This is a genomic window from Butyrivibrio proteoclasticus B316, assembly GCF_000145035.1.
Classification (GTDB): Bacteria; Bacillota; Clostridia; order Lachnospirales; family Lachnospiraceae; genus Butyrivibrio; species Butyrivibrio proteoclasticus.
Genome location: NC_014387.1, coordinates 2,034,645 through 2,047,068 on the forward strand (window position 1 = coordinate 2,034,645; position 12,424 = coordinate 2,047,068).

A 12,424-nucleotide genomic window follows, 5' to 3' on the forward strand; every position below is an offset into this window, starting at 1 on the left:
TCGGTCTACAAATCTATCACAACTGTAACATTTATTTTTCAATCATTGTTCTCACAAAATGTGTACCATAAAGTGCCTTATACCTGCACATAATCTTTAATCTTCAACCTTTTTAACAATGTGGTCCTTATCCTTGAAAATATGGTGATCCGGGATGCATCCGCGAACACTAGAAAGAGGATATACATTGCACCATCTTCCAATTACAGTTCCGGGATTGAGAACGCTGTTACAGCCAACTTCTACGTTGTCACCCAGCATAGCTCCCATCTTCTTAAGGCCTGTCTCTACCTGATCATCAGGGCCATTCTTAACAACGATAAGTTTCTTGTCACTCTTAACGTTAGATGTTATTGAGCCTGCACCCATGTGAGCTTTGTAGCCCAGGATAGAATCTCCCACATAGTTGTAGTGAGGAACCTGAACCTTATTAAAGAGGATTACATTTTTAAGCTCTGTAGAATTTCCTACAACTGCACCTTTTCCTACAATAGCGCTTCCTCTTATAAATGCGCACTGTCTGATCTCAGCGTCCTCATCAATGATACAAGGTCCGCCAATGTAAGCTGAATCAAATACCTTAGCACTCTTGGCAACCCATACATTTTCTCCCCTCTTCTCGAATTTATCAGCTGGGAGTTTGTTACCAAGCTCTATAATATAGTCTTTGATGCCTGCAAGAAGCTCCCAAGGGTACTCCTTGGTTCTCATATAGTCTGCAGCAATCGTTTCATTCAAATCATACATATTGGAAATCTTAAATTCTTCCATCACATTATCCTTTCTATTGTCGCCTTAGTTATCAAAATTAAACACCACATTAAACTTCTCGTCAAATGCAAGTTTAGCATCAAAGCTTGTTCCTTTTTTGCTGGTAAATCCGGCAATTTTGTCAGTGATTTTCTCGTTTACAAGCTTTTTAAAGTTCTCTTTATCAATCATGACGCCTGCAATCTTACCGATAAAAAAGCTGCAGCCCTCATCACCTTTTTTGTAGTCTTCGCAGCGATAGCCCAAGTGTCCCTTTATTATCTGCTTGCCGCATATAGGGCACTTGGCATCTTCCATGACTTCATCTTCACTTTCAAAGACAAAGCGGATTCCCTTAACTTTGCCATCCTCCCCCTTATCAAGGGCAAGTTTGGCTTCAAAAGGCTTACCGCTCTTGGACTTAAAGCCGGAAATTTTGGTCGTTTCTCCCGTAAGAAGCAGCTCTTTAATCTGAGCATCTTTGAGATTCTTGCCCGCAATAGCACCAATATTGAATTTGCAGCTATTCTCCGGGTCATCCTTTTTATAATTGCTGCATCCATAGCCAAACGGCGTTTTGACGATGTCTCCTCCGCACAAAGGGCATGTAACCCCCTTAACTGTTTTGGCTTCAACATTTTCAAAGTCAAAAGAAATCTCACTTACGCCATTTTCGTTTTTCTTCATTACAAGACATGCATCAAAAGGCTTTTTATCCTTGCTCTTAAAGCCTCTGATCGTACCAGTCCGTCCTTCCTTAAGAAGTTCTATGACATTCGCTTCAGAAATCTGCTTTTGAGCGATCTTCCCTATGAAAAACTTACAGGACTGTGGATCATCTGCCTTGAAATTCTCGCAGCCAAAGCCCACTGTTTTCTTAATTATTCTTCCGCCGCAATCAGGACAGACAACATCTGCAAGATAATCCGGCTCAACGCCCTCAAAGTCAAAGGTTATCTCTTTTTTGCCATTTTCAGATGTCTTCATTACAAGCTTGGCATTAAACGGCTTGTTATTCTTGGACTTAAAGCCTCGTATTACCTCAGTTTCCTCTCCGGAGAGAATCGTCCTCACCTGTTCCTCAGTCAGTTTCTTGCCAGCAACCTCGCCAAGATAGAAGTAACAGCCTCCTTCTTCTTTTCCTCGGTTTTCGCAGGAATATCCGTTTACGGTTCTGATAATCCTGCCACCGCAGGCAGGGCAGTTCATATTATCTACATATACGGTAGGAACATCATCAAAGTTAAAGCTTATAGCATATTTGCCGTTTTCATCCTTGCCAAGTCTCAAACTTGCGCTAAAAGAGCTCTTGTTCTTGCCGACAAACCCTTCTATTACACCGGTCTTACCTTCGGTAATAAGAGTCTTAACAGTTTCTTCATCAAGATCTTTGCCTGCTATCCTGCCGACGCTAAATGTGCATTTTATCTGATCATTGAAGTAATTACTACAGCCATAACCAAAAGATGTAGTAGTTATTTCTCCACCACAGACAGGACACTTGATTCCAATAGGTTTCCTGGAAGCCAGTCCCTTGGACTCTTTGCCTGTGAACTGGTTAATTCTTCCGACAATCTCAGTGGTAAGGTCTTTTTCTATGAGTTTACCTGTTTCTCTTCGAATGTATTCTTCAAGCTTGGCTCTGTAATCCTGCCCATTAACAGAGCCGTTATAAATACCCTCAAGTCCTTTTTCCCAGCTGGCCGTCATCTCCGGATTAAGGAGCGTTGGTACAGACAGATATACAACTTCGTATATCATCTCCCCAAGCTTTTCAGGGGTTATGATCTGGCTCTTACTCTGAGCCAGATACTTGTTGTCAATGAGCTTTTGGATAATTGCAGCTCTTGTAGCAGCAGTTCCTATACCCTTTTTCTTGATTGTTTCTCTAAGCTCTTCATCCTCTATCAGATTGCCCGCATTCTCCATGGCAATTACAAGATCACCTGACGTATATCTCTTAGGCGGCGCTGTCGCACCCTCTTTTATCATGTAATCATTAACGGATATCCTATCGCCTTTGTGAGCATTTTCGACAAACTTAAGGAATTCCTCTTTGGAAATTCCAACATCTTCCTCATCTTCAGAAGAGTTGCCCTCTTCATCGCCTTTTTTATCTTCTGCCTTCTTATCCTTAGGTATTCCGGCAACTTCCAGATATCCCGGTGATACCAGTACCTTAGCAGCGGCAAAAAACTTCTCATTCCCAACAGCAATCTGAAGTTTTGCTGTTTTATATTCTGCAGAAGGGTAAAAAATAGATACAAACCTCCTGCATATCAAAAGATATACGTTCATTGCAAGTGGCGACAATGATCCCATAGCACTTGTCTGCCCTGTAGGAATTATCGCATAATGATCAGTAACCTTAGAATCATCTGTATAAGGAGATTTCTCAATTCCCTTGTACAGGCCATTTTTGAGGACATGATCTACAAATCCGGATACCTCGTTAACTGCGGACAGTCCCTTTACGTTTTTATAGATTTCCTTGGCTACAGCAGTAGTCAAAACTCTGGCATCTGTTCTTGGGTAAGTCGTGAGCTTTTTCTCATAAAGCTCCTGTGCTATCTCAAGAGTCTGAGAAGGGCTTATCTTAAATCTTTTGGTACAATCAGCCTGAAGCTCTGTAAGATTATACAAAAGAGGTGCTCTCTTCTTGGAGTTACCTGTTTCTATACTGTCAATTACAGCCTCTTTCCCGTTAAAAGAGTCAATAAGAGCTTTGGCGCTATCTTCCTTCTTAAATCCGTTCTCTTTGTACAGAAGTGGAGACTCGAAATAAGCAGAGCCTGATACAGCCTTCCACTCAGCCAAAATTTTGGCATCAGAAAAAGAACCTACAATTCTGAAAAATGGGGTCTTCTCAAAGTTCCTGATTTCTCTTTCTCTTCGAACCACCATTCCCAAAACGCAGGTCATTACTCGACCAATAGCAATAGCTGTGTATGATTTGGTTGCCGCAGCGTCGTTTATCAGCTTGCCATATTTAACAGACAAAGCTCTTGAAAAGTTAATTCCAAGGCTATAGTCCTCTATAGCACGCATGATTCCTGACTCTCCAAGAAGTGCATAATCTGACATCGGCCTAGCCTGTGCGATTCCTCTTCTGACCTCTTCGTCTGTCATGGAATCGATCCACACTCTAAGCTCTGTCATTCCATCTCTGACACCACCATAGTTTCTGATATTCTCTTCTATGGTCTGTCCTTCTTTTCCCGAGTCGCCCGCCCAGTAAACCGTATCAATATCCTCCCTGTGGAGCAGGTTATTGATAAGCTTATATTGGTCTGCACTATTTTTAATTACGCCATATTTATATTTGGCCGGAAGAAAAGGTAAATCTTCCAGCCTCCATTTTTTGTACTTAGGATCGTACTCTTCCGGATATACCATCTCAACAAGGTGACCAAAGCACCAGGAAATGACATACTGGTCATTCTCGATATATCCGTTATTATTGCCGGAAACATTCAGAACTCTCGCAAAATCTCTTGCGACTGAAGGTTTCTCTGTTATTATCAGTTTCTTAGCCATTCGTTAATTCATCTAATCCAATCAACTTAAGGCTCTCTGATGATTTTCCAGCTGCATCTGTTAGCCACGCATCAAAGCCGCCTGTTGAAAAGATAAAGATAACATCTCCCTCAAGTCTTGCTTTTCTCGCGTCAGAATGCAATTTAACATAATCTGCGTGGGTTGCCTGCCTGCCCCAGAAGCACATTACAAGAGCAGTTTCTCCGGTATCACTTTGCGCTATAATATCGATATTGCCCTCTTTGCCTATCCATTCGCCTTCTTCACTAATCTCAAATGGGAATTGACCCCGCTCTTCTAAATTGAAGATATATTCCCTGCAGATAGCTTTGAAAGCTTCATGAACATAATCTTGCATTCCCGCAGATATAAATATATCATAAAATTTATCTTTGGGCATCTGCATCAGACTACTTTGGTTAGGATAAACAAACCTGAAAAAGAAATTAACCATAGGATCACATATCTTATATACACCCTTCATAACATTCTCTCTGCCGGCATTTCCAAAGGAATAGGCCTTGTAAACAAAGTCATGATGAATAAGGGTCTTAAGATAAACAGAAATCTTAGCTCTCGAAAAACCCGTGACATGATAAAGATCATTTAGTTTATTGACGCCTCTTGCCATCTCTGCCAAAAGCGTATGATAAACAGCTGTTTCACGAAGATTCTGCTCAGTAAGTCTTATCGCCTCGCCATACAAAAATGAATTGTCATTCAAAAGATTCCTGCAGATATTCTCCTTAAAGGAAAACTCATCATTAAAATACTTCCACAGTCTGGTACGACCACCCAGAACAGAATAAGTCATTACTGCGTCTTCGTAACCCATACTAGGGAAATTGTCACGCATCTCCGCAAAGCTCAAATGCTTGATTTTCCTAAAATCATCTATTGACACAGCAAGCTTTCCAAGACTTCCTACCATGCTATTCTCAACCCAGTTGATATCGTGGCTTTCAAGCAGAAACATAAGCTGTCTGTCTTTACCTTTTTGGGCCATAAAATCACTAAGTTCGCGCATAAAGTCATCAGACATTTTAACTATATGCTCAAAATTTCTGATTACAATTATAAAAGGATTTCTGCCTGCAAGAGAAAGGCAGGCATCAAAGATTTTAAAATATGAAGGGTACTCTTCAAGTTCAATTCCCCTGTTCCTAAGCTCCTTCCCCCACAAAAAACGCTGCTCTTTTTCTGAAGCGGATCTTGCCAGATAGTATACATTTTTCCTGTTTTCCAGAAATTTATTGATAAGCTCACTGTCATCAATATTTCTATGGCCGTATACTACCAAAACATTGGATGTTCCGCTCTCATAATATCTGTTTAAAAAATCAAGATCTTTCTGTCTTGTCTTTTCCATATGTCCCCAATCATACCATAATATTAAATAAACTTAAATCGTATACCATATATATTATATGATATACGATTTAATAGCATTTATACATATTTTTTTATAAATAAATCAATTATTTTTTGTTAATGTATCCGCTAGCCTTCAAAAGTTCAGCACACTCAACTGCTCCGCCTGCTGCGCCACGAAGTGTATTATGTGAAAGACCAACAAACTTCCAATCATAAATTGTATCTTCACGAAGTCTGCCAATGCTGACACCCATTCCATTCTCATAATTAACATCAAGAGTAACCTGAGGTCTGTTATCCTCCTGCATGTACTGAATAAACTGCTTAGGTGCGCTAGGAAGACCAAGCTGCTGTGGAAGTCCTGAGAACTTCTCAAGCTTCTCAATAAGCTCCTCCTTGGAAGGATTCTTTTTAAACTTAACAAACGCTGCTGCTGTGTGGCCATAGAGAACCGGAATTCTGATACACTGACAAGTAATCTTCACATCATCTGCAGGAACAATAACACCATTCTCAATTTTGCCCCAGATTCTAAGAGGTTCTTTTTCTGATTTTTCTTCCTCTCCGGAAATGAAAGGAATTACATTCCCTACCATCTCTGGCCACTCTTCAAAGTTCTTGCCTGCGCCGGAAATAGCCTGGTAAGTTGTAGCCACTACTTCATATGGTTCATACTCTTTCCAAGCTGTAAGAGCAGGTGTGTAACTCTGAATAGAGCAGTTAGGCTTAACTGCAATAAATCCCTTGGTTGTACCAAGTCTCTTCTTCTGGAATTCGATAACATCCATGTGCTGAGGATTGATCTCAGGAATGATCATAGGAACATCAGGAGTCCATCTATGTGCAGAGTTATTAGAAACTACAGGAGTCTCAGTCTTTGCATACTCTTCTTCAATATGCTTGATTTCATCCTTAGACATATTTACCGCAGAAAGGACAAAATCAACATCTGCTGAAACGCCCTTAACATCAGTAACATCCTTAACTACTAGGTTCTTAACAGAATCAGGAATTGGCTCATCCATCTTCCATCTGCCGCCTACAGCTTCCTCATAAGTCTGACCAGCAGAACGTGGGCTTGCTGCTACTGTAGTAACTTCAAACCATGGATGGTTATTGAGAATAGAAATAAATCTCTGTCCTACCATTCCGGTTCCACCAAGGACTGCTACTTTCAACTTGTCGCTCATAATATAACTCCTCCTTATCTGACGCGGATCCATGCCGCATATATATTGTTATTATTTCAATGAGTAGTTTTTGATAAACTCCTCATTTATAGATATTACTTTCTTCATCGCATCCGGGCTTGGCGCTCCGATGGTAAGCCTCTTATTGACGCAGGTCTCAAGACTTATAGCATTATATATATCACTATCGAACATTTCTGAAAAGCTCTTTAGTTCATCTATTGCCAGCTCATCTATAGAACAGTTCTTATCAATGCAATACAAAACAAGTTTTCCGATCACAGAATGAGCATCTCTGAATGGCATTCCCTTATTTACAAGATAATCCGCTGCATCTGTAGCATTGGTAAATCCCATCATTGCACTCTTTTCCATTGCGCTTTTATTGAATTTAATTGTCGCAAGCATATCTGTAAAAAGAGTAAGGCAATTAGATGTATTATCTACAGCATCAAAAAACGCTTCCTTATCTTCCTGCATATCTTTATTATAAGCAAGCGGAATCCCTTTCATCGTGGTCAAAAGAGACATCAGATCGCCATATACTCTTCCTGTCTTGCCTCTTACAAGTTCAGCAATATCAGGATTCTTCTTCTGAGGCATTATGCTACTGCCCGTAGAATAAGCATCATCTATAGTTACAAATCTATACTCATTCGAATTCCAGATTATTACTTCTTCTGAAAATCTGGAAAGATGCATCATAATTGTCGAAAGAGCTGACATAAACTCTATGAGATAATCTCTGTCTGAAACTGAATCCATACTATTGAGTGTTGGTCCAAAGAAATCAAGAAGCTCTGCTGTATATTCCCTGTCAAGAGGATATGTGGTTCCTGCAAGTGCTCCGGCTCCAAGCGGACAATAATTCATTCTGTTATAGATATCCTTCATTCTAAGAAGGTCTCTTTTAAACATCTCATAATAGGCGCCAATATGATGAGCCAGTGTCACAGGCTGAGCTTTCTGTAAATGGGTAAATCCCGGCATATAGGTATCAAGATTATCTTTCATGATTCCATTAAGGCAGTTCAGCATATTCCTTAGAAGCTCAGACATATGCTCCACTTCGCCTCTTGCATAAAGCCTCATATCAAGCGCCACCTGATCATTTCTGCTGCGGCCTGTATGAACCTTTTTACCGGCATCACCTATTCTGTCGATAAGATTAGCTTCCAAAAAGCTATGAATATCTTCATATTTGGTAGTTATCTCAAGCTTACCATCAATTACGTCCTGAAGGATTGAGTCAAGCCCATTTACTATCTGCTCCTTCTCTTCCTCGGAAATAATTCCCTGTTTAGCTAACATGGAAGCATGCGCTTTACTACCGCGAACATCAACTTCCAAAAACCTCTTATCAAAAGTGATTGAAGCATTAAAGTTCCATGCAAGTTCATTTATACTTCCAGTAAATCTTCCACCCCAAAGCTGCGCCATATATAATCTCCCATCAATCGATCAGAACTGTTCTGTACCAATATAGCAATTAGCGATATTAACCTGACATATAATACGTTTAATGATTGTAATAAAGATTGTTTTCGTATAGAAAATGTATATTTTAAAACTATTATGCATATATATACATTATTTTCACACTTTTATCAACTAAAGTCTTAAGAAATTATAATGCAAATTTAGCAGATAAAAAAGCCCTTTTAGTACAAAATAATACACAATTATTTTGTGAAACTTTAAAAATCATTGTGCATAAAGACAAATGTCCGTGTGTCAAAGACACATATATCACCTATGTTTTCATTTTCTTTGATAAAAAAGCACCCTTGAAATGTTAATTTACAAGAGTGCTCATCATACCATTATTTACTTAACGCAGGCATTACTCATGCTTACAGTAGCTCCAGCACCACGCACTATTATCATAGTAGCATTCACCATTATCAAGAACGATCGTATCATTCACATTTGGAAGAATAATCTTGCCAGCCTTCTTGGATAATAGCTGTTCCGGTCTAAAGCTATGAAGAGGGATAAGTGTTCTTGGTGCTATATCATCAACCTGCTTCCTAAGATAATAAGGTTCAGCATGGCCTCCTAGTCCGCATCTGACAACATTTATTCCGGCTACAGATAAAAGGTCATAGAACTTAGCAAAAGATGGATCATAATCTCCAAGCGGAGCTCCATCCATGTGAAGATAAACAGAAATGACTCCTGCAAGTTCAAATAACTCATAGCTGTCCTTGTAGTCCTGCTGAAGAACATATCCTGACGGATTATCAAGGAGCATCTTTCTGGTTACCACCTGGCAATTCCTGGCAAGAGGAGCATTTATCTCTCCTCCTTCCGGCATGTAAACAGAAAATCTATCTTCTTTATAAAAAGCCGCAACATACTCAGCCTGAACAGGTGATAATACTAGTTCTCTTCCGGACTCTCTGATTGCAGATACAAAATTATGAACACGTTCTACATTTCTATTATAGTTGTTAATGACTATGAGCCCCTGCTCTGTCTTGGCATACTCTTTCATCTTATCAAGAAGAGTAAGCTCTGATGTCTCTCTGGCAGGTCCCTCTAGTGAGAGAACATCAACATCGCCATGACTTATAGTCACTCCTTCACTTATCATAACATCAGCGCCCTTACATTTTTGAGCAAAAGCAGCGCTGATTTCAGGATGATAGCCATGGTACCTGTAATCACCTGTGTAGCAGATATTTCCGTCAGGAGTAGCTATCATAAATCCACATGCCCCTATCACATCATGATCAACCTGAACGCAGGTAACAGTAATATCGCCAACAGTAAAGGATCCATCATAATCAACAGGAATTATATTCTCATGCTCTCTTATTTCGAGCTCATTCATTACTCCAAGTTCATGATAAAGAGTAGCTGATTCTCTACTCATGTACACAGGCATTCTCTGGTCTAGTGCTCCAAGTCCGCCCATGTGATCTATATGCATATGAGATATGATGACAAATATCTCTTTATCTGTCTCACCATATCCCTTGATTTCTAATTTATTAGCTATTTCAGGCTCATAAATACCATCAATAGCATTAAGTACACCAAGCTTAACATAATCGTAAGCTTCCAAACCTTTTCGAAGTGGTACCTTGCTATCTATTCTGTCAGCATAGGCAAAACCAAAATCAAATAAACAAATAGCCTTATCTGTCTCTACCCCAATGACAGTTCCACCTATTTCTTTAAGCCCACTGTAAAACTTCATTTTAGTCATAAAAAAATTACCTCATAAAAAAGCTGATAGAAAAATGAGTAGGGAAGAAGAGTCTCCCCTACTCATCAAATATATCCTATAAATAATTACTGAGCGTTAATTGCCTCTACAAGTGTATCGAGCCATGTCTGAGCATCAGCCTTGTCATATACAAGCTGCTCAACAGTTGAAGGAACTGTTGATCTGATGTCGTTAGAAGACTCAAATGTAGGTGAGAAGAAGAAATCCTTAGCCTGCTCATAGCATGCAGCTGCGCAAACGTTCTCATCCATGTAAGCCTTGTACTCAGGAGTCTCATAAGAAGACTGTCTGATTGGAAGGTAACCTGTACCTACAGCCCACTTTGTCATAGCTTCTGTGCTTGTGATGTACTTGAGGTACTCCCAAGCTGCAAGCTGCTTGTTAGAATCCTGTGAGAACATAACGATGTTTGTACCAGCCATGTTAGCTGCCTTGTTAACGTTTCCTGGAAGTGGAGCTACACCAAGATCCCAGCCCTCAGCCTTGATGTAAGAAACACCAGCTGAAGAACCAACGTAAGAAGCGATCTGCTGATTGCTAAGTACGTTTGAGAAATAACCATCCTCACCAACAAGACGAGCATAGCCGTTGTTGTAAAGGTTTGAAAGGTATGTGCATGTCTCAAGACCCTTATCATCGTTGAAAAGAGCACCTGTAGCATCTACATAGTCAGCACCATCCTGACGAAGAGAAGCCTCTACAGCACCTGCAAGGTCATCAAAACCGATGAATGAAATGTTCTTAGCATCCATAACAGCCTTAGCATCAGCCTCAACATCTGCCCATGTCTCAGGAACTGTAAGTCCAAGTTCATCAAACATTGTCTTGTTATAGAAAAGAACATATGTTGACTTGTTGTAAGGAACAGCGTGGATGAAGCCAAACTCTGAACACTCATCACGATAAGCTTCTACTACATCATCCCAATTATCAAAGTCGTTAGCTACAAAATCATCAAGCTTAACAATCTTGTCAAGGTAAGGTGTAAGCCAGTTGTTGTAAGCCTGAGCAAGATCTGGAAGAGCATCAGCTGCAGCACTTGCCTGAAGCTTAGTCTGAAGGTCGCCGTATGCACCCTGGTTAACAAGTGTAACTTTGATACCATACTCATTTGAGTTGTTGAACTCGTCTGTGATCTCTGAAAGAACTGACTCAAGGTTACCATTCATAGCATGCCAGAATGTAATCTCTGTTGCCTCGATGTTCTTAGCTTCACCAGCAGGAGCAGCCTCCTCTGTTGTAGCCTCAGCAGCAGGTGTCTCAACTGCCTCTGTAGGCTGAGTGTCAGCAGGAGTCTCTGTGCTAGCACTCTGTCCGCAACCTGCGAGCATTGATGTTGCCATAGCCATCGCAAGGATGCTTGCACCAATTTTCTTTAACTTCATTTCATAATCCCTCTCTTTCTTAAAAAAAGCATCTATCATAAAAGGCTGAAGAACCTTAAATGATCAATAATACCGGGCCATAGACCAGCCCTTCAGTATAGCAGATATTACCCCTTAAGTCCACTCCTGGTTACACCTTCAATGATGTATTTTCTAAGGAATAGATAAATAATGATAATAGGCATAACAAGCATACAGGATGCTGCCATTATCAGCTCTGTTGATGAACCGGCCTCAGTCTGGAATCTTACAAGACCATTTGACAATACTCTCATCTCCTGTGAGTTAGTAACAAGAAGTGGCCACAGGAATGCATTCCATGAACTTATTATGTTAAGGATTGCAATTGAGAAAATAGCCTGCTTATTCATAGGAACCATGATCTTGATCATGTACTTGAAGTCTGAACATTTATCTACCTTGGCAGCAAGATAAAGAGATTCCGGAACCTGCATAAAAAATCTTGTCAGAAGATAGATATAGAATGCACTTGAAATCCAAGGAATGATCATAGCCTTATATGAATCAATCCACTTCAAATTAATGATTGTCTCGTAGTTTGTAATGATAAGCATTTCGCCCGGGATCATAAGTGTAGCAAGGAATAATGAAAAAACAGTCTTCTTTCCGGGGAAATTGAGTCTTGAAAATGCAAATGCTGAAAGCACAGTAGTAACAAGTACTCCGCATGTTGTACATAATGTAACAATAAGTGTATTTACAAAATATCTTGCAAATGGAGCAGCTTTCCAAGCCTCACTATAGTTAACCCACTGAGGACTCTCCGGGAAAAGACTTGGTGGAATCTGAACAAGTTCTGTTGGTGTCTTAAGTGAAGATGAAATCATCCATACAAAAGGAAGGATTGTAAATATCGCACCAAATATCAGAACTGCATATTTTAAAACAGTAGCTATGATATTTCCTACTTTTCTTTTCTGTGTCATCTTTAT

General features: G+C 40.0%; 8 protein-coding genes. All 8 read right to left on the reverse strand.

Going from position 1 to position 12,424, the window contains the following annotated elements; all coding sequences use genetic code 11:
* Positions 1-96: 96 nt before the first annotated feature.
* A complete protein-coding gene (locus BPR_RS08440; RefSeq protein ID WP_026661461.1) occupies positions 97-771 on the reverse strand; it encodes an LbetaH domain-containing protein in 675 nt (224 codons plus the stop codon).
* 24 nt (positions 772-795) lie between these two features.
* Complete coding sequence (locus BPR_RS19790) at positions 796-4,287, reverse strand: DNA topoisomerase III (protein ID WP_013281053.1); 3,492 nt, start codon at positions 4,285-4,287, stop codon at positions 796-798.
* Positions 4,280-5,656 (reverse strand): ATP-binding protein, encoded by a 1,377-nt coding sequence (locus BPR_RS08450; protein WP_013281054.1) that lies wholly within the window; start codon positions 5,654-5,656, stop codon positions 4,280-4,282. The genes BPR_RS19790 and BPR_RS08450 overlap by 8 nt, the downstream gene beginning before the upstream one ends.
* Positions 5,657-5,765: 109 nt before the next feature.
* Positions 5,766-6,851, reverse strand: coding sequence for an aspartate-semialdehyde dehydrogenase (gene asd, locus BPR_RS08455; protein WP_013281055.1), 1,086 nt, complete (start codon positions 6,849-6,851; stop codon positions 5,766-5,768).
* Between the two features lie 51 nt (positions 6,852-6,902).
* Complete coding sequence (gene argH, locus BPR_RS08460; RefSeq protein ID WP_013281056.1) at positions 6,903-8,291, reverse strand: argininosuccinate lyase; 1,389 nt, start codon at positions 8,289-8,291, stop codon at positions 6,903-6,905.
* 403 nt (positions 8,292-8,694) lie between these two features.
* The gene (locus BPR_RS08465) at positions 8,695-10,065 is read right to left on the reverse strand and encodes an MBL fold metallo-hydrolase (protein WP_013281057.1); all 1,371 of its coding nucleotides are present in this window, start codon (positions 10,063-10,065) and stop codon (positions 8,695-8,697) included.
* Positions 10,066-10,151: 86 nt separating this feature from the next.
* Positions 10,152-11,471 carry an ABC transporter substrate-binding protein gene (locus BPR_RS08470; RefSeq protein WP_013281058.1) on the reverse strand — a complete coding sequence of 440 codons (1,320 nt, stop codon included), beginning with the start codon at positions 11,469-11,471 and terminating at the stop codon, positions 10,152-10,154.
* Positions 11,472-11,578: 107 nt separating this feature from the next.
* Positions 11,579-12,418 (reverse strand): carbohydrate ABC transporter permease, encoded by an 840-nt coding sequence (locus BPR_RS08475; RefSeq protein ID WP_013281059.1) that lies wholly within the window; start codon positions 12,416-12,418, stop codon positions 11,579-11,581.
* Positions 12,419-12,424: the final 6 nt, after the last annotated feature.

Excerpts from the sequence above, each read along its gene's own strand:
- BPR_RS08440 (WP_026661461.1), bottom strand. The coding sequence starts at position 771 with ATGGAAGAATTTAAGATTTCCAATATGTATGATTTGAATGAAACGATT.
- BPR_RS19790 (WP_013281053.1), bottom strand. The coding sequence starts at position 4,287 with ATGGCTAAGAAACTGATAATAACAGAGAAACCTTCAGTCGCAAGAGAT.
- BPR_RS08450 (WP_013281054.1), bottom strand. The coding sequence starts at position 5,656 with ATGGAAAAGACAAGACAGAAAGATCTTGATTTTTTAAACAGATATTAT.
- asd (WP_013281055.1), bottom strand. The coding sequence starts at position 6,851 with ATGAGCGACAAGTTGAAAGTAGCAGTCCTTGGTGGAACCGGAATGGTA.
- argH (WP_013281056.1), bottom strand. The coding sequence starts at position 8,291 with ATGGCGCAGCTTTGGGGTGGAAGATTTACTGGAAGTATAAATGAACTT.
- BPR_RS08465 (WP_013281057.1), bottom strand. The coding sequence starts at position 10,065 with ATGACTAAAATGAAGTTTTACAGTGGGCTTAAAGAAATAGGTGGAACT.
- BPR_RS08470 (WP_013281058.1), bottom strand. The coding sequence starts at position 11,471 with ATGAAGTTAAAGAAAATTGGTGCAAGCATCCTTGCGATGGCTATGGCA.
- BPR_RS08475 (WP_013281059.1), bottom strand. The coding sequence starts at position 12,418 with ATGACACAGAAAAGAAAAGTAGGAAATATCATAGCTACTGTTTTAAAA.